Annotated in this window: 16 protein-coding genes and 1 riboswitch; of the genes, 9 read left to right on the top strand and 7 right to left on the bottom strand. The window is 73.7% G+C overall.

Going from position 1 to position 17869, the window contains the following annotated elements; all coding sequences use genetic code 11:
* Positions 1-106 precede the first annotated feature (106 nt).
* Both cbiE and cobM read left to right on the top strand, forming a co-directional pair.
* Entirely contained in the window at positions 107-1357 is a 1251-nt protein-coding gene (gene cbiE / locus AC07DI_RS10695) for a precorrin-6y C5,15-methyltransferase (decarboxylating) subunit CbiE (RefSeq protein WP_478903686.1), read from the top strand.
* On the top strand, positions 1354-2103 hold the full coding sequence (cobM, locus tag AC07DI_RS10690) for a precorrin-4 C(11)-methyltransferase (RefSeq protein WP_478903684.1): 750 nt from the start codon (positions 1354-1356) through the stop codon (positions 2101-2103). The genes cbiE and cobM overlap by 4 nt, the downstream gene beginning before the upstream one ends.
* A gap of 100 nt (positions 2104-2203) precedes the next feature.
* Here the strand turns inward: cobM and AC07DI_RS10685 are convergent, their stop codons facing one another.
* Complete coding sequence (locus AC07DI_RS10685) at positions 2204-3343, bottom strand: cobalt-precorrin-5B (C(1))-methyltransferase (RefSeq protein ID WP_478903682.1); 1140 nt, start codon at positions 3341-3343, stop codon at positions 2204-2206.
* 17 nt (positions 3344-3360) lie between these two features.
* Between AC07DI_RS10685 and AC07DI_RS10680 the strand changes: the two genes are divergently transcribed.
* Positions 3361-4143 carry a cobalt-precorrin-6A reductase gene (locus AC07DI_RS10680; protein WP_478903680.1) on the top strand — a complete coding sequence of 261 codons (783 nt, stop codon included), beginning with the start codon at positions 3361-3363 and terminating at the stop codon, positions 4141-4143.
* 82 nt (positions 4144-4225) lie between these two features.
* Here the strand turns inward: AC07DI_RS10680 and cobJ are convergent, their stop codons facing one another.
* The 3 genes from cobJ to AC07DI_RS10665 form a co-directional block, all read right to left on the bottom strand.
* Positions 4226-5686 carry a precorrin-3B C(17)-methyltransferase gene (cobJ, locus tag AC07DI_RS10675; RefSeq protein WP_478903976.1) on the bottom strand — a complete coding sequence of 487 codons (1461 nt, stop codon included), beginning with the start codon at positions 5684-5686 and terminating at the stop codon, positions 4226-4228.
* Between the two features lie 128 nt (positions 5687-5814).
* Positions 5815-6456, bottom strand: a complete 642-nt coding sequence (locus AC07DI_RS10670) for a precorrin-8X methylmutase (RefSeq protein WP_384261146.1) — start codon at positions 6454-6456, stop codon at positions 5815-5817.
* The gene (locus AC07DI_RS10665) at positions 6453-7931 is read right to left on the bottom strand and encodes a cobalamin biosynthesis protein CobG (protein ID WP_478903678.1); all 1479 of its coding nucleotides are present in this window, start codon (positions 7929-7931) and stop codon (positions 6453-6455) included. Before AC07DI_RS10665 ends, AC07DI_RS10670 begins: the two co-directional genes overlap by 4 nt.
* Before the next feature lie 120 nt (positions 7932-8051).
* Positions 8052-8183, top strand: a riboswitch (cobalamin riboswitch).
* A gap of 37 nt (positions 8184-8220) precedes the next feature.
* Here AC07DI_RS10665 and cobN point away from each other — a divergent pair.
* A complete protein-coding gene (gene cobN / locus AC07DI_RS10660) occupies positions 8221-11844 on the top strand; it encodes a cobaltochelatase subunit CobN (protein WP_478903676.1) in 3624 nt (1207 codons plus the stop codon).
* Positions 11845-11885: 41 nt separating this feature from the next.
* Here cobN and AC07DI_RS10655 read toward each other — a convergent pair whose 3' ends face one another.
* Complete coding sequence (locus AC07DI_RS10655) at positions 11886-13157, bottom strand: amidohydrolase (RefSeq protein WP_478903674.1); 1272 nt, start codon at positions 13155-13157, stop codon at positions 11886-11888.
* Positions 13158-13332: 175 nt separating this feature from the next.
* Here AC07DI_RS10655 and AC07DI_RS10650 point away from each other — a divergent pair, with 175 nt between their 5' ends.
* Together AC07DI_RS10650 and AC07DI_RS10645 are read left to right on the top strand one after the other, a co-directional pair.
* Entirely contained in the window at positions 13333-14016 is a 684-nt protein-coding gene (locus AC07DI_RS10650) for a histidine phosphatase family protein (protein WP_478903672.1), read from the top strand.
* An 85-nt stretch (positions 14017-14101) separates the two neighbouring features.
* Positions 14102-14284 carry a hypothetical protein gene (locus tag AC07DI_RS10645; protein WP_384261157.1) on the top strand — a complete coding sequence of 61 codons (183 nt, stop codon included), beginning with the start codon at positions 14102-14104 and terminating at the stop codon, positions 14282-14284.
* A 60-nt stretch (positions 14285-14344) separates the two neighbouring features.
* On the opposite strand, the gene AC07DI_RS10640 is transcribed toward AC07DI_RS10645, so the two are convergent.
* On the bottom strand, positions 14345-14743 hold the full coding sequence (locus AC07DI_RS10640; RefSeq protein WP_384261159.1) for a DUF5994 family protein: 399 nt from the start codon (positions 14741-14743) through the stop codon (positions 14345-14347).
* A gap of 719 nt (positions 14744-15462) precedes the next feature.
* Between AC07DI_RS10640 and AC07DI_RS10635 the strand changes: the two genes are divergently transcribed.
* Positions 15463-15810: a hypothetical protein gene (locus tag AC07DI_RS10635; protein ID WP_384261161.1), complete on the top strand. Its 348-nt coding sequence runs from the start codon at positions 15463-15465 to the stop codon at positions 15808-15810.
* Positions 15811-15844: 34 nt separating this feature from the next.
* Here AC07DI_RS10635 and AC07DI_RS10630 read toward each other — a convergent pair whose 3' ends face one another.
* Positions 15845-16186 carry a MerR family transcriptional regulator gene (locus AC07DI_RS10630; RefSeq protein ID WP_478903669.1) on the bottom strand — a complete coding sequence of 114 codons (342 nt, stop codon included), beginning with the start codon at positions 16184-16186 and terminating at the stop codon, positions 15845-15847.
* A 707-nt stretch (positions 16187-16893) separates the two neighbouring features.
* Here AC07DI_RS10630 and AC07DI_RS10625 point away from each other — a divergent pair.
* Both AC07DI_RS10625 and AC07DI_RS10620 read left to right on the top strand, forming a co-directional pair.
* Entirely contained in the window at positions 16894-17253 is a 360-nt protein-coding gene (locus tag AC07DI_RS10625) for a hypothetical protein (RefSeq protein WP_478903667.1), read from the top strand.
* A gap of 97 nt (positions 17254-17350) precedes the next feature.
* Positions 17351-17848, top strand: a complete 498-nt coding sequence (locus tag AC07DI_RS10620; protein ID WP_384261168.1) for a peptidylprolyl isomerase — start codon at positions 17351-17353, stop codon at positions 17846-17848.
* Positions 17849-17869 lie beyond the last annotated feature (21 nt).

Raw genomic sequence — 17869 nt, 5'->3', positions numbered from 1 at the left:
GCCGCACGGCTTATTGCAAGTAGTTCGCAATAAGGGTACGCCGCCGGGTCACCAGTAGAGTGCGCTGCGCAGCTTTCTCCCCGAACCCCGAGGTCAGGTACCAGCGATGACCCCCGCACCCCCCGCAGGCATACCGGACCTCACCGTCGTCGGAATCGGGGCCGACGGCTGGGACGGGCTCCCGGCGGCCTCGCGCGCGGCGCTGTCCGACGCCGAGGTGCTGATCGGCGGCGCGCGCCAGCTGGACCTGCTCCCCGCCGACCGCTGCGCGGGCGAGCGCGTCGCCTGGCCCTCGCCGCTGCGGCCCGCGGTGCCCGCGCTCCTCGCCGCGCACGCCGGGCGCCGCGTCGCCGTCCTCGCCAGCGGCGACCCGATGTTCTACGGCATCGGGCGCGCCCTGACCGAGGAGGTCGGCGCCGCCGCGCTGCGCGTCCTCCCGCACCCGTCCGCCGTCTCCCTCGCGTGCGCGCGCCTCGGCTGGCCGGTGGAGGACACCGAGGTCGTCACGCTCGTCGGCCGCCCGGCCGCGCGGCTCGCCGCCGCGCTGCACGACGGGCGCCGCCTCCTCGTGCTCAGCGCGAACGCGGCCACGCCCGGCGAGGTCGCCGCGCTGCTGAGGGAGCGCGGCTTCGGACCGAGCCGACTGCGCGTACTCGAACAGCTCGGCGGGGCGGGCGAGACGGCGTACGAGGGGGTCGCCGACAGCTGGTCGCACGCGCCCGGTGACGCCCTGAACGTCGTCGCGGTCGAATGCCGCCGCTCCCCCGGCGCGCTGCGCCTCGGCGCCGTGCCGGGGCTGCCCGACGCCGCGTACGACAACGACGGGCAGCTCACCAAGCGTTACGTCCGCGCCGCCACGCTCGCCGCGCTCGCGCCCGCCCCCGGGGAACTGCTCTGGGACGTGGGCGGCGGCTCGGGGTCGATCGCCGTGGAGTGGCTGCGCACGCACCCGTCGTGCCATGCCGTCACCGTCGAGAAGAACCCCGTGCGCGCGCAGCGGATCACCCGCAACGCCGAGCGGCTCGGCGTGCCCGCGCTGCGCGTCGTCACCGGCGCCGCGCCCGCCGCGCTCGCCGGACTGCCCACGCCGGACGCCGTGTTCATCGGCGGCGGCCTCACCGCGCCGGGGCTCCTCGACGCGGGGTGGGACGCGCTGCCGCCCGGCGGGCGGCTCGTCGCCAACACCGTCACGCTGGAGTCCGAGGCGCTGCTCACCCAGTGGTACCGGCGCCACGGCGGCGAGCTGGTGCGGCTCGCGGTCGCGCAGGCCGTGCCCGTGGGCGGCTTCACCGGGTGGCGGCAGGCCATGCCGGTCACCCAATGGTCCGTCACCAAGTCTGGAGAACAAGAACGATGACCGTGTACTTCATCGGCGCGGGTCCCGGCGCCGCCGACCTGATCACGGTCCGCGGCGCGCGGCGGATCGCGGCCTGCCAGGTCTGCCTGTACGCGGGCAGCCTGGTCCCGCGCGAGCTGCTCGCCGAGTGCCCGGACGGGGCACAGCTCGTCGACACCGCCCAGCTCAACCTGGACCAGATCACCGAGAAGCTGGTGCACGCGCACGAGCAGGGGCTCGACGTGGCGCGGCTGCACTCGGGCGACCCGTCCGTGTTCAGCGCGGTGGCCGAGCAGATGCGGCGGCTCGACGCGGCCGGAGTCCCTTACGAAGTGGTGCCGGGTGTGCCCGCGTTCGCCGCGGCGGCGGCCGCGCTGAAGCGGGAGCTGACCGTGCCGACCGTCGGCCAGACCGTCATCCTCACGCGTATCGCCCAGCGTGCGACGGCCATGCCGGAGGGCGAGGACCTGGCCACGCTCGGCCGCAGCGGGGCGCTGCTCGTCCTGCACCTGGCCGCGGGTTACGTCGACCGCGTGGTCGAGGAGCTGCTGCCGCACTACGGCGCCGACTGCCCCGTCGCCGTGGTCGCCCTGGCCAGCCGCCCCGACGAGGTGATCCTGCGGGGCGCCCTCGGCGACATCGCGGAGCAGGTGAAGGCGGCGGGGATCGTGCGGACCGCGGTCATCATGGTGGGGCGGACGCTGGGCGCCTCCCAGTTCCGGGACAGCCACCTGTACTCGGCGGAGCGGGAGCGGCACGTGTGCTGAGCGGGGCGTCCCGCAGGGATGCAGGCGGGGGCTGTTCGTCGGCTGCGGCTCGGCTGCGGCTGGGCGCGCAGTTCCCCGCGCCCCTGGGCCTCCGCGCCCCTTAAGGGGCGCGGACCTCGCTGCGGCCCACCACCGTTCCCGCCCTGTCGATGCAGATGACGTCCACCGCTACGGGGGCGCCCCGCAGTACCGCGAGTGCCTCGTCCCTTGCCGTGAGCGCCACCAGGTCGCCGAGTGGCACCCCGGCCGCCGCGCACAATTGCAGCGCCGCGAGGCCGGTGTTGGCGGTCGCCACCTCGGTGGCGAGGGCGTCGGACGCCCCGCCCGCGCGGGCGAGCTCCGCGAGGAAGGACGTGTCGACCTGGGAGCGGGCCGAGTGCAGGTCGAGGTGGCCCGCCGCGAGTTTCGACAGCTTGGCGAAGCCGCCGCAGATGGTGAGGCGGTCGACGGGGTGACGGCGTACGTACTTCAGGACCGCGCCGGCGAAGTCACCCATGTCCAGGAGCGCGTCCTCCGGCAGTCCGTACTCGGCGACGACGGTCTTCTCCGACGTCGACCCCGTGCACCCGGCGACATGCGTGCGCCCGGCCGCCCGCGCCACGTCCACGCCGCGCCGGATCGAGTCGATCCACGCCGAGCAGGAGTAGGGCACGACGATGCCGGTCGTCCCGAGGATGGAGAGGCCGCCGAGGATGCCGAGGCGCGGGTTCCAGGTGGAGCGGGCGATCTCCTCGCCGTGGTCGACGGAGATCGTGATCTCGACGTCCGGCGTGACCCCGGCGCGCTCCGCGACCAGCGCCACGTGGTCCCGCATCATCTGCCGCGGCACGGGGTTGACCGCGGGCTCCCCGACATCGAGGGGCAGGCCGGGGCGGGTGACGGTGCCCACGCCGGGACCCGCCCTGAAGACGACGCCCGCACCGGCGGGCAGCCGCCGCACCGTGGATCGCACCAGCGCGCCGTGCGTGACGTCCGGGTCGTCGCCCGCGTCCTTGACGATGCCCGCCATCGCGCGCTCGCCGCCGAGCTCCTCGGCGGCGAGCGCGAAGGCCGGTGTCTGGCCCTTGGGCAGCGTGATGGTCACCGGGTCGGGGAAGTCGCCGGTGAGCAGGGCCGTGTACGCGGCCGTCGTGGCGGCGGTCGCGCAGGCGCCGGTCGTCCAGCCGGGCCGCAGACCGGTGTGCTTGAGTTGGGCGCTGCGGCCGCCCGCGGCCCCGCCCGCCCCGCTTGCCTCACTCATGAAGGAAACCGAACTCCGTGCACGTACTGATCCTGGGAGGAACGACCGAGGCCCGCCGTCTGGCGGAGCTCCTCGCGGGCGAGGCGGCGCTGCGGGTGACCAGTTCGCTCGCGGGCCGGGTCGCGGCGCCCCGGCTGCCGCCCGGCGAGGTCCGCGTCGGCGGCTTCGGCGGGCCCGAGGGCCTCGCGGCGTGGCTGACCGCACACCACGTGGACGCGCTCATCGACGCCACCCATCCTTTCGCCGGCTCGATCTCGTTCAACGCGGCGACGGCCGCCGCCACCGCCCATGTTCCCCTGCTCGCCCTGCGCCGGCCCGGCTGGGTCGCGGGTCCGGGCGACGACTGGCACCCGGTCACCTCCCTGGCCCAGGCGGCCCGGGTCCTGCCCGCGCTGGGCGAGCGGGTCTTCCTCACCACGGGCCGGCTGGGCCTCGCCGCGTTCGCGGGCCCCGAGCTGGGCGCCCACTGGTTCCTCGTACGTTCCGTCGACGCGCCCGAGCCGCCGTTCCCGGCGCGCATGGAGGTGCTCCTCGACCGGGGCCCGTTCGCGCTCGCCGGGGAGCGCGAGCTGCTCCGTACACACCGGATCGACGTCCTGGTCACGAAGGACAGCGGGGGCGTGGCGACCGCGCCGAAACTGGCCGCCGCGCGCGAGGCGGGGGTGCCGGTGGTGGTCGTCCGGCGGCCCGCCGGGCCGGAGGGAGTCATCGGCGTCGCCACGCCGGAGGAGGCGGTTGCCTGGGTGCATGGTGAGGTGCGGGCCGATCGTGGCTGGTCACGCAGTTCCCCGCGCCCCTGAAAGCAGGGGCCCGCGGCCCCTTGAGGGGCGCGGGGAACTGCGCGACCAGCCACCACGCACCCGCAGGCGACGCACAAGAAGGTCACCCCTCGGGGTACCGCCGCGGCGTCCAGACGATCTGCTCCGCGCCGCCGCGCCGCCGCGACACCCGCGTCTGCGAAGACCCGACGATCAGCAGCGTACGCATGTCGACCTCCTCCGGATCCAGATCGGCGAGGCGCACGACACGCACGCTCTCCTCGGGCCCGCCGACATCCCGCCCGAGGACCACAGGCGTGTCCGGCGCCCGGTGCTCAAGGAGCAGCTCGCGCGCCTTGCCGACCTGCCAGGTCCGGCTCCGCGAGCCGGGGTTGTAGAGCGCGAGGACGAGATCCGCGGCAGCCGCCGCGGCCAACCGCTCCGCGATGACCTCCCACGGCTTGAGGCGGTCGGACAGGGACAGGGTGGCGTAGTCGTGGCCGAGCGGTGCGCCCGCCAACGCGGCCGCCGCGTTGGCGGCGGTCACCCCGGGGAGCACCCGTACGGGAACATCGTCGTACGCGTCCTGCGAGGCCACCTCCAGGACGGCCGTGGCCATCGCGAAGACGCCGGGGTCTCCGCCCGACACGACGGCCACCCGCCGCCCGCGCCGCGCCAACTCCAGCGCGAACTCGGCGCGTTCGGACTCGACGCGGTTGTCCGAGCCGTGCCGCCGCTGACCGGGTCGGTGCGGCACCCGGTCGACGTACGTGGTGTAGCCGACCAGGTCGTCCGCGGCGGCGAGCGCGCCGCGCGTCTCGGGGGTCAGCCACAGCGGGCCCGCGGGACCCGTGCCGACCACGACGACCTCGCCGGACCGCTCCGTCGACGGCTCCGGCGCGGGGCCGCCCGTCAGGGGCGCCACCCGGCTCGGCAGGACCGCCACGGAGAAGTACGGCACCGACTCCGGGTCCACGTCGGCCAGCCTGCCGGTGCGCTCGCCCGCCATGGTGGCCCGCTCGACGTAGCGGGCCTCGTCGAGGCGGCCCGCGCTCTCCAGGGCGCCGCGCACCTTGCCGAACGTGCGGCCAAGCTTCATGACGACCGCCGAGTCCGTCGCCGCGAGGCGCGCGGCCAGCTCCTCCTCGGGGAGCGTGCCGGGCAGGACGGTGAGGACCTCCTCGGCCTCCACAAGCGGCTCCCCGAGGCGGGCCGCCGCCGCGCTCACCGAGGTGACACCGGGGATCACCTCGGTCGGGTAGCGGTGCGCGAGGCGCTTGTGCATGTGCTGGTACGAGCCGTAGAAGAGCGGGTCGCCCTCGGCGAGGACGGCGACCGTGCGGCCCGCGTCGAGGTGGGCGGCGAGGCGGGCCGCGGCCTCCTCGTAGAAGGCGTCGAGCGCGCCGCGGTAGCCGCCGGGGTGGTCGGTGTGCTCCGTGGTGACGGGGTAGACCAGCGCTTCCTCGATGTGGTCGGCGCGGATGTGCTTCGCCGCGATCGAGCGGGCGATGGAACGGCCGTGCCGGGCCGAGTGGTACGCGACGACGTCGGCCGCCGCGATCACCTCGACGGCGCGCAGGGTCATCAGGGAGGGATCGCCGGGACCGAGGCCGACCCCGTACAGCTGTCCCCCGGTGGCTCCGGCCCCGGCGGTTTCGGCCCCGGCGGTTTCGGCCCCGGCGGTTTCGGTCTCGATGGTTCCGGTCTCGGTGTTCACTCCGCCTCGCTCGCAATCGCGTTGATCGCCGCCGCGGCCATCGCGCTGCCGCCACGACGCCCTCGTACGACGAGGTACTCCAGACCGGAGTGGTGGGCGGCCAGCGCGTCCTTGGACTCGGCGGCGCCGACGAAGCCGACCGGGATGCCGAGGACGGCGGCCGGGCGCGGCGCGCCCTCCTCGATCATCTCCAGGAGGCGGAAGAGCGCGGTGGGCGCGTTGCCGATGGCGACGACGGAGCCTTCGAGGCGGTCGCGCCACAGTTCGAGCGCGGCGGCGCTGCGGGTGGTACCGAGCCGCGCCGCGAGGTCCGGCACGGACGGGTCGGCGAGGGTGCAGATCACGTCGTTGTCGGCGGGCAGCCGCTTGCGCGTGACGCCGCTCGCGACCATGTTCGCGTCGCACAGGATCGGCGCGCCGTCGCGCAGGGCCTTGCGCGCGTCCGCGATCACCCGCGGGCTGTGGGCGAGATCCTTCACGAGGTCGACCATCCCGCAGGCGTGGATCATCCGGACCGCGACCTGGCTGACGTCGGCGGGCAGGCCCTGGAGGTCGGCCTCCGCCCGGATGGTGGCAAAGGACTCGCGGTAGATCGCCGCGCCGTCCTTCTCGTAGTCGAACACTGTGCTCTCGCTCATCTCGTGGCCGTTGGAGTGCTTGCGGAAGGGCTGTTTGCGGAAGGGGTGCTTGTCGAAGTCGTACGTGCTGCGGTGACCGTCCCGGCCAGGGTGTCGCCCGTCACGGGCACCGCCGAGGCGCCGGTGCGCACCGTCACCTCGTAGCGGCCGTCGCCGATGGCGAGGACGTCGACCCAGTCGCCGTGCGGGTGCCCGCACCGCCGCTCGCAGCCGGACCAGTGGACGGGCAGTCCGCCGTGGCCCGGCACGGCGTCCGCGCGGACGTCGGCGAGCGACTTGGCGCAGCCGGGGCGGCCGGTGCAGGCGCCGACGCCGGACCAGGGCGAGCCGGGGGCGGTGACGTAACCGGCCTCGGCCAGTGCGGCGAGGCGCTCACGGGCCGCCGCTCCGTCGGCGAAGCCGGGCAGCACGAAGCCGCGCCACGGGGTGACGCGCAGCTCGTCGGCGGGCAGCGGGAGGAGGGCCCGCCACTGGGCCGCGGTGACACGGCCGAGGGGTGCGTTGACGACCACGGCGTGACCGGTGACGCCGGGGACGGGCGGGGCGGCGACGGGCATTCCCCGGGCAGCGACCGGCATCTCCCGGGCACCAACCGGCACCTCCGGGGCCGTGACCGGCATCTTCGGGGCGGCGCCCGGCGACTCCGGGGCGCCGACAGGCATCCCCGGAACCGCGACCGGCTCCGCCGCGACCCCCGCCCGCGTCAGCGCCCGCGCCACCTCCACCCGCTGCCCGTCGGGAAGCTCCCGTACCCGCCAGGCCCCGTTGCCCGCCTCGCGCGCGGCGTCGAGGAAGGCGCGGGCCGCCGCGAGGGCGGCGCGGGGGGCGTCGGCGCCTGCGACCCGGAAGGCGTGCCTCCCGAGGCGTACGACGGCCGTTCCACCGGAGCGCACCGCCCCACCGGATCGCACCGCGCGACCCGCACCCGCCGTCCCGTCCGCCCCCACCGCCCCGTCCGATTCTGCGATCAAGGTCACATCCGCGCCGAGGCCCGCCACGTCCCCGCGCCCGTCGTCCAGGGCGAACAGGAAGCGGCCGGAGAGCGCCGTCGTCCACTCCTCCGCGCAGAGGAGTCCGTCCAGCTCGCGGGCCCACAACTGCACGTCGGCGTGGCCGAGTCCGTCGGTTCCCGCGAGCGGCGATGCCACCACGTTCCGCACGCGTTCGTGCCGCTCGGAAGGCAGCAGGCCCGCGTCCGCGAGCAGGTGGGAGAGTTCGCCGCCGCACGCCTCGCCGAGGCCGCGCAGCTCGATGTTGCCGCGCGAGGTGACGCTGAGGTTCCCGTCCGCGAGACGCTCCGCCGCGACTCCGAGCACGGTCGCCTGACGGGCCGTCAAAAGGCCGCCGGGCAGGCGGAGTCGGGCGAGCCTGCCGTCGTCGGCGAGGTGCAGGCGAAGGGCTCCGGGGCAGGCGTCGCCCCGGTCGCGTATGAGGGATTCGCCCTGGTCTGGGGAGGGAGCTCGGGTGGGCGGCATGGCGGCGAGCATACCCACGCGGTTCCGGCCGGTCGCCTCCCGAGACGGGCCGTCCCGGCAGGTGGCCGCACCGCTCGCGGCGGGCAGGACTTACTATGCAGGCGGCGGGCTACCAAGTCCGTCGACGCCAGCGACGGCGTGGGTCCACCAGGACCCTGGGGAGGAAGCCCGGTGCGAATCCGGCGCGGTCCCGCCACTGTGAGCCCCACCCGCGTGGGGTGAGCCAGGAACTCCTGCCGTCCATACGACCACCCGGGGCGCGGACACCCCGAGGAAGGCCTGCGCCCGCATGCTTCTGCTGTTGTCGACCTCCGACACCGACCTGCTCAGCGCCCGCGCGGCGGGGGGCCCGGTCGACTACCGGTTCGCCAACCCCTCCCGCCTGGACCTGGACACTCTTCCCGGCCTGCTCGACGGCGTCGACCTCGTCGTCGTACGCCTCCTCGGCGGCGTACGCGCCTGGCAGGACGGCCTGGACCAGCTCATCGCCACCGGCCTCCCGGTCGTCGTGCTCACCGGTGAACAGGCCCCCGACGCCCAGCTGATGGCCTCCTCCACCGTGCCGATCGGCATCGCCGCCGAGGCGCACGCCTACCTCGCGCACGGCGGCCCCGCCAACCTGGAGCAGCTGGCCCGCTTCCTCTCCGACACCGTGCTGCTCACCGGCCACGGTTTCGAGCCGCCCGCGCCCGCGCCGTCCTGGGGCCCGCTGGAGCGCACCGCGCGCCCCGTCGAGGGGCCGACGGTGGCGGTGCTCTACTACCGCGCCCACCACATGAGCGGCAACACCGCGTTCGTCGACGACCTGTGCAGCGCCATCGAGGACGCGGGCGCCCGCCCGATGCCGCTGTACGTGGCTTCGCTGCGCGCCCCCGAGCCGGAGCTGATCGACGAGCTGCGGGCCGCCGACGCCATCGTGACGACGGTCCTCGCGGCGGGCGGCACCAAGCCCGCGCAGGCGTCGGCGGGCGGCGACGACGAGTCGTGGGACGCGGGCGCGCTGACCGGCCTCGACGTGCCGATCCTCCAGGCGCTCTGCCTGACCGGGTCGCGCTCGGCCTGGCAGGACAACGACGAGGGCGTGTCGCCGCTGGACGCCGCGAGCCAGATCGCCGTCCCGGAGTTCGACGGCCGCCTCATCACGGTGCCCTTCTCCTTCAAGGAGATCGACGAGGACGGGCTCCCCGCATACGTGGCGGACGCCGAGCGCGCGGCCCGCGTCGCCGGGATCGCCGTACGGCACGCGCGTCTGAAGCACATCCCGGCCGCCGACAAGCGCCTGGCCCTGGTGCTCTCCGCGTACCCGACCAAGCACTCCCGCATCGGCAACGCGGTCGGCCTCGACACCCCCGCGTCCGCCGTGGCGCTCCTGCGCCGGCTGCGCGCCGAGGGGTACGACTTCGGCCCCGAGGCCGACATCCCCGGCCTGGTCTCCGGTGACGGCGACGAGCTGATCCGCGCGCTCATCGACGCGGGCGGCCACGACCAGGAGTGGCTGACCGAGGAGCAGCTCGCCGCCAACCCGGTCCGCATCCCCGCCGCCGACTACAAGCGGTGGTACGCGACGCTCCCCGCCGAGCTGCGCGAGTCCGTCGAGGGCCACTGGGGTCCGCCGCCCGGGGAGATGTTCCTCGACCGCTCGCGCGTGGGCAACGGCGGCGACCCGGAGGGCGACATCGTGCTCGCCGCCCTGCGCCGCGGGAACCTCCTCATCCTCATCCAGCCGCCGCGCGGCTTCGGCGAGAACCCGATCGCGATCTACCACGACCCCGATCTGCCGCCCTCGCACCACTACCTGGCGGCCTACCGCTGGATCGCCGCGCCCGCCGCCGACGGCGGTTTCGGCGCCGACGCGATGATCCACCTCGGCAAGCACGGCAACCTGGAGTGGCTGCCGGGCAAGAACGCGGGCCTCTCCGCGGCCTGCGGCCCCGACGCCGCGCTCGGCGACCTGCCCCTGATCTACCCCTTCCTGGTCAACGACCCGGGCGAGGGCACCCAGGCCAAGCGCCGCGTGCACGCCACGCTCATCGACCACTTGGTGCCGCCGATGGCGCGCGCCGACTCCTACGGCGACATCGCGCGCCTGGAGCAGCTCCTCGACGAGTACGCCCAGATCAGCTCCATGGACCCGGCGAAGCTGCCCGCGATCCGCGCGCAGATCTGGACGCTCATCCAGGCCGCCAAGCTCGACCACGACCTGGGCCTCGAGGACCGTCCGGACGACGACGGATTCGACGACTTCCTGCTGCACGTCGACGGCTGGCTCTGCGAGATCAAGGACATGCAGATCCGCGACGGTCTGCATGTGCTCGGCAGCGCCCCGGCCGGCGCCGACCGCGTCAACCTCGTCCTCGCGATCCTGCGGGCCCGCCAGATCTGGGGCGGCACGACCGCGCTGCCCGGTCTGCGCGAGGCCCTCGGTCTCGACGAGTCCGCGGCGACCCGGGTGAGCGCCGACGCGGCCGAGGAACGGGCCCGCGCGCTGGTCCAGGCGATGGACGACGCCGACTGGGAACTCGCGGCGATCCCGCGCGACGAGGGCGAGCAGGTCGCCGCCGTGCTGGAGTTCGCGGCCCGCGAGGTGGTCCCGCGCCTCGCGGCCACCACCGCCGAGCTCGACCACTCGGTGCACGCCCTGAACGGCGGCTTCGTCCCGGCGGGCCCCTCGGGCTCCCCGCTGCGCGGCCTGGTCAACGTCCTGCCGACCGGCCGCAACTTCTACTCGGTCGACCCGAAGGCCGTCCCCTCCCGCCTCGCGTGGGAGACGGGTCAGGCGCTGGCCGACTCCCTCATCGAGCGGTACCGCAACGACAACGGCGAGTACCCCACCTCCGTCGGCCTCTCCCTCTGGGGCACCAGCGCGATGCGCACCGCGGGCGACGACGTCGCGGAAGCGATGGCCCTGCTCGGCGTCCGCCCGGTCTGGGACGACGCCTCGCGCCGCGTGACGGGCCTTGAGGCCATCCCCTACGAGGAGTTGGGGCGCCCGCGCATCGACGTGACGCTGCGCATCTCGGGCTTCTTCCGCGACGCGTTCCCGCACACGATCGGCCTCCTCGACGACGCGGTGCGCCTCGCCGCCTCGCTCGACGAGCCCGCCGAGCACAACTACGTACGCGCCCACGCCCAGGCCGACCTGGCCGAGCACGGGGACGAACGCCGGGCCACCACCCGCATCTTCGGCTCCCGCCCCGGCACGTACGGCGCGGGCCTGCTCCAGCTCATCGACTCCCGCGACTGGCGCACCGACGCGGACCTGGCCGAGGTGTACACGGTGTGGGGCGGCTACGCGTACGGCCGCGGTCTCGAAGGCCGCCCGGCGCGCGCCGAGATGGAGACGGCGTACAAGCGCATCGCCGTGGCCGCGAAGAACACGGACACCCGCGAGCACGACATCGCGGACTCCGACGACTACTTCCAGTACCACGGCGGCATGGTGGCGACCGTGCGCGCGCTGCGGGGCACGGCCCCCGAGGCGTACATCGGGGACTCGACCCGCCCCGAGACGGTCCGCACGCGCACGCTGGTGGAGGAGACCTCGCGGGTGTTCCGCGCGCGCGTCGTCAACCCCAAGTGGATCGAGGCGATGCGCCGCCACGGCTACAAGGGCGCCTTCGAGCTCGCCGCGACGGTGGACTACCTGTTCGGGTACGACGCCACCACGGGCGTCGTCGCCGACTGGATGTACGACAAGCTCACGGAGACGTACGTTCTGGATCCGACCAACCGGCAGTTCCTCCAGGAGAACAACCCCTGGGCCCTGCACGGCATCGCCGAACGCCTCCTGGAGGCGGAGTCGCGCGGCATGTGGGCCAAGCCTGACCCGGCGGTGCTCGAAGCGCTGCGGCAGGCGTACCTGGAGACCGAGGGCAATCTGGAGGACGAGGGGAACCCGGCCGACGCGGGCTGACCCCTCCCCCTCCGCGGTGGCCGGCCGTCACGTGCACGTCGTCACGTCGACGCCCGGCCACCGTCCAGCCAGGCGAGCGCGCCCGCGGTCAGGGCCGTCACCCCGGTGGTGATCGTCGGCTCGACCAGCGGCGCGAAGAACGGCGAGTGGTTCGAGGGGATGTCCCGCTCGAAGGTGCCCGCCTGCTGCGCGGCGGCGACCTCGGCCGGGTCGGCGCCGCCGAACAGCCAGTAGCAGAGCGGCACTTCACGCCCGGCCGCGGTGGCGAAGATGCCGACGTCCTCGCTGCCGGTCACCTGACCGGGGTCGACGATCCGCTCCGCGCCGACGACGGCGCCGATCGCGGCCGTCGTCCGCTCGACGGCGTCCGCGTCGTTCGTGAGGATGGGGAAGGTGTCGATCTCCGTGATCTCCGGCTCCCTCTCCGCTCCCGCGGTGACTGCCTCGCCCTTGATGATCCGCTCGACGGCCGCGAGGACCCGGGCGCGCACCTCGGGCGTGTAGCTGCGGATGTTGAGCTGGAGCTCGGCCTCGTCGGGAATGACGTTGTGCTTCGTGCCCGCCCGCATGGAGCCGACGGTGACCACGGCGGTCTCCCCGCCCGCGATCTCCCGGGACACCACCGTCTGGAGCCGCATCACGGTGGAGGCCGCCAGCACGACGGGATCGACGGTCGTCTCCGGACGCGAACCGTGCCCGCCCTTGCCGAACAGCCGCACCCGCAGCGCGTCGGTGGCCGCGAAGGCGGGCCCCGGGTGGGCGCCGATCATGCCCACGGGCAGCGGCGCGACATGCTGCCCGAGCACGACGTCGGGCGTGCCGAACCGTTCGTAGAACCGGTCGCCGATCATCTCCTGCGCGCCCTGCCCGGCCTCCTCGGCGGGCTGGAACACGGCGACGAGCCGCCCCGACCAGTCGCCGCGGGCGTCGGCGAGCAGCTTCGACGCGCCAAGGAGACAGGTGACGTGCATGTCGTGCCCGCAGGCGTGCATCACGCCGTCGGTACGGGACGCGTACGGCAGCCCGGTCCGCTCGGCCACCGGCAGCGCGTCCATGTCGGCGCGCAGCAGGACGGTGGGCCCTGCCCCGTTGTCCAGCACGCCGACGACGCCGGTACGGCCGACTCCGGTGCTCACCTCGTACCCGTACGAGGAGAGGCGCCGGGCGACCTCGGCGGCGGTCCGGTGCTCGGCGAAGGCCAGCTCGGGGTGGGCGTGCAGGTCGCGGTAGAGGTCGGCGAGGTCGTCCTTGATGGTGTCCAGGGGTTGCAGGGCGGCGGGCTTCGGGGCGGGACCGGGTCCGGCGGCGGTCATGGCACGCTCCTCATCATCGGCACTGCCGCCACCTTACGTAGGGGTTCACCGGGCCGTACCCACGCACGCCGCGGCCTCCGCGGCGTCGGAACCGGGAAGGGCGCGGGCACGTCCCTCCAGCCGTCACCGAAGATCGAAACGGGTGAAGAAGGCATCGAGAAGGGGCCGCCCCACCATGACCGCGTCCATCCCCATACCTACAGCCGCCCCCGCACCCGCACCCGCGGCCACGCCGGCGAGCGCGACAGCCACCCGCCACCTCTACGTCACCCGCCACGGCGAGGCCACCCCCGACGAGAGCGGGCTGACGGAGGCGGGCCTGCGCCAGGCGGTCCTGCTCGGCGAGCGGCTGAAGGACGTACCCCTCACCGCGATCCACCACGGCCCCCTCCCCCGCGCCGAACAGACCGCGCACCTCATCGGCGACCGGCTGACCGGCGTCCCCCTGCACCGCTCGGAACCGGCCGGTGACTACCTCCCGTACCTGCCTGGCGAGGACGAACTGCCGCCGGAGTCGGCCGGGGCCACGCTGGACCGCCTGGCGCGCTTCCCCGAGGCGGAACGCGCGGCAGGCCCCGCCCTGGCCCGCGAGGCACTCGCCCGCTTCACCGGCCCCGTCCCCGGCCCCGAACCGCGCCACGAACTGCTCGTCACGCACAACTTCCTGATCGGCTGGCTGGTCCGCGCCGCGCTCGACGCCCCGCCGTGGCGCTGGCTCGGCCTGAACCACTGCAACGCCGCCCTGACGGTCATCCGCTACACCCCGGGACGCCCGTCATCGGTGGTGTTCTACAACGACATGCGCCACCTGCCGGAGGAACTGCGCTGGACGGGCTTCCCGCCCGAACTGCGCGCCTGATCGCCGCGCGGCGGGGAACACGGCGGAGAACAATGCGGCCACCGGGACCCGCCCGTGGTCCGCCGTCCATGGCAGGAGAAGACAGATGCTCGCAATCGCGGCAGCCGCGCTCTTCGTCATCGCCTTCGTCGTCAACGCCACCGAGACGTCGACCGAAGCGGTGTTCAGCCCGACGAGTCTCCTGCTCGTCGGGCTCGCTCTGCTGGCCCTGCACTCGGCCGGTCTGGGCACCGGATGGTCCGCCAGGGGCCGCGGACGTCGGCGCTGAGGCACCGGGCCCCGTCCTGAGGCGGGGCTCCGCCGCGAGAGGGGGCGGGACGGCGTGTGCTCAGGCGTCCCCGCCCGCGACGGACGCCAGGAGCGCCTCCGCCGCTTCCGCGGTCGAGTCCGGAGGCACGACCAGCAGGTCCCACCGCCCCCGGCCGGGGCTGAGCAGGACGACGGTGTGCGGGAGGGGCGCGGTGGGGCTCCGGTGGAGGCGTACGACGCGGTCGGCGACGCGCAGGTGGTCCGGCGGCACGGACCACATGGCGCCGTTGAAGGTGACGCTGCTGACGCCGCCCCACGCCCGGGGCAGCCCGGCGAGCAGCCCGGGAAGTTCGGCGGGGGCGTCGTACGAATGCGGCCACCAGGCACCGTCGATGGCCTGGGGCAGTGCGCCGAGCGGGGCGAGGCGCAGTCGCAGGAGGGGGCGGGAGGGCGGCGGGGTCTCAAGAGCGATGGCCATGGTTGCAGTCAACTGCCTTAGGGGGGATGGTTGGTTGGCGCCCAGGGCGTCGGCGGCGGACAGCGAGCGGCGGCACGGATGCGCGAGGCGGCGCGTAAGGGACGCGAGAGGCATGCGGGGCTCCTCGACTGCGGTGTGTGTGGCGCGGCCGGGGTCACGGGCTGCCCCTGTAACGGGAAGCGAGGGAAAGAGCCGCGGGGACCGGCTCGGCCGGAAGAACCCGACCGGAAGCCCGGTCGGAAACCCGAACCGGCGCGCCGAGGCAGCTCTCGCCACCACCACCGTACTCCTGCGGGCTCCCGCCAACTCCCGCGAATCCCCACACGCTTCGAAGAACTCCGGCGTTTCCCGGCGACCCGCGGCCCACTTCGCCGCACCCCGCCCGCTTCGCGCCGCATCCCGCCCGCTTCGCCGCCCCCCGTCGCTCCCTCTCGCTCCGGAGCGAGATCACTCGGATCGCCCCACCGCTTCGTTGACACAGGCCGCCGCCGGACGTTGACTGGCAGCACGGCGCAGGGCCATGCCCCTCCGGAACGCCCCGGAAAGCATTCCGCCTCGCCGGCCTCGCCGACCCACCAGGAACCGAACCTCACCCACCGGACGACGGCGAGGCGGGCCCCGGTGGCACCCCGGCAGGACGGACCAGTTCTCGGCGGGCCCGCGACGGGCCGCCGAGCACACCGAGAACGCCTACGTGTTCGGAACGGAAGCGGCACCTGATGATGTACGACCAGACACGCGCCCAGCAGCCCGCGGGCCAGCCCCGGGGCCGGACCGAACGCGCCCCGACCGGCCCGGAGCCGCTCCTCCCTTCGGACGAGCGGGACAAGATCTCCCACCGCCTCGGCCACGCCGTCAACACCTTCGCCGACGCCCCGCACGAGGCGCTGGAGGAGGCCGACGCGGCACTCGACGAGACGTCCGCCCAGCTGATGAAGGCCCTGGCGGAGCGGCGTCGGCTGCTGCGCGAGAGCTGGCAGGGGCAGGACCCCGGCACGGAGTCGACGGAACTCCGCCTCGCGCTGCGCCAGTACCGGGAGATCACCCAGCGCCTGCTGCACCTCTGACGGCCGCTGCCCGCCGCCCGCCTCGCGTCACCCGCTACTGTGCCGCCGCCTGCCCGGCCGCCGCTTCGTCGGCGCGGCGGTACTCGGCGTTGATGCGCTGAGCTTCTTCGAGCTGGTCCTCAAGAACGACGATGCGACAGGCGGCCTCGATGGGGGTCCCCTGGTCGACGAGCTCGCGGGCGCGGGCGGCGATGCGCAGCTGATAGCGGGAGTAGCGCCGGTGGCCGCCCGCGGAACGCAGTGGAGTGATGAGGCGGGCTTCGCCGACGGCACGGAGGAAGCCCTGCGTGGTGCCGAGCATCTCGGCGGCCCGGCCCATGGTGTAGGCGGGGTAGTCGTCGTCGTCAAGACGGCCGTATGAGTCATCTGCTGTCATTTGCACCTCTCTGTGGAACGCGTCGAGGGGCCCTGGCGCCGTACTGGCACCAGGGCCCCGAAGGAACTGCTACACCATCCGCCGACTCCTACTGCGAGCCGGCCTTCTGTTTCCGCGTGCCCGGCCTGAACTCTGCCGGGAATACGGGGATCGCGGATGCGTGACCGGAGACCACCTGCCTATCGATGTCCTGCGGTACCCGGACTCATGTCGTACGTCCGGGCGATCCTGATGGCGCTCAACTCCTCCGTTCTCCCTCTGAACCTTCACTTGCCAAAACAACCTGCTTGTACTGCGGGTACTGCTTGTACTGCCGGTACTGCTACTGCGGTACTGCTGGGTGATGCTGTGGCGGCCCCTGACAACTGCGGGCCACCCGGTCCGGCCGTCAGTCCCGTCACCGTCCTGCAACCGCTCTGGCTCCGGAACTCCACCGCCGCACCGTCCTGCACTTGCAACTGCGGGTACTACTGCCCGGCAGTTCGTGTCTGCCGGGCCTTTCTCGATCTCGGCTACGAGAGAAACCATACCCACCCGGCAACCCAATGTCTACTCCAGCCGACACAGATTTTTAGATGCCCGAAGACGAGGTAGTCCGGGTCGACCGACCCATGCATGGTGCGGGGCCGGAGCCTCCCGAGCCGCCCCGCCCTGCCCGGCCGTGCCGCGGCTTGGGCAGCCGAATCGCCGCGAAATATAGTTGCCGCATGTCGAAGCCTGACGAGTTGCTCGTTGACGTCGCCACTCTGGTGGAGTCCGGGCAGAGCAACCAGATGTCCCTGACCGTGGTCGCGGGTGGTGCTGTCATCACCGGCCGACTGGCTCCCGAAGCGGTGTGGAGGCAGCGGGTGTCGGATGTACTGACGGATTCGGACCGCCTGAGCGAGTTCTCCGCCGTCTTCGACGCCCCCACGAAGAGGGACGGCCCGCCCACCCACCTCCACTTCCACGTGGCCCGGATCCTCCAGGGCACGGTCGGCATCCCGGAGACGGGAGGCATGTACCGCGTGGCCATCTCGGACGTCAGCGCCTGGACGGTGGGCGACTTCAGCTACTCCGACCACTGAGCACGCGGCCCCGGAGCGGAGGCCGCACCTAACCGGACGCGGCGCGGTCGGCCACCGACCGCGCCGCACGAGCGCTGAGCCATGACAGGATCTCCTCATGGCTAACCACGTTTTCTTTGACATCACCATTGACGGCGACGCCGCAGGCCGGATCGTCTTCAAGCTCTACGACGACGTCGTCCCCAAGACGGCGCAGAACTTCCGCGAGCTGGCCACCGGCCAGCACGGCTTCGGATACGAGGGCTCGGGCTTCCACCGCGTCATCCCGGACTTCATGCTCCAGGGCGGCGACTTCACCCGGGGCGACGGCACCGGCGGCAAGAGCATCTACGGCGACAAGTTCGCCGACGAGAACTTCAAGCTCAAGCACGACAAGCCCTTCCTGCTGTCCATGGCGAACGCGGGCCCGAACAGCAACGGCTCGCAGTTCTTCATCACCACGGTGCTCACCCCGTGGCTGGACGGCAAGCACGTGGTCTTCGGCGAGGTCGTCGAGGGCCAGGACCTGGTGACGAAGATCGAGTCCCTGGGCTCCCAGTCCGGCGCCACCCGCGCGAAGATCGTGATCGCGTCGTCGGGCACCGTCGGCGAGTGACACCGGCCGGCCGCCGGCAAC

This window comes from Streptomyces sp. NPDC044106, from assembly GCF_056433985.1.
This window is presented reverse-complemented; position numbering and strand designations above follow the sequence as displayed.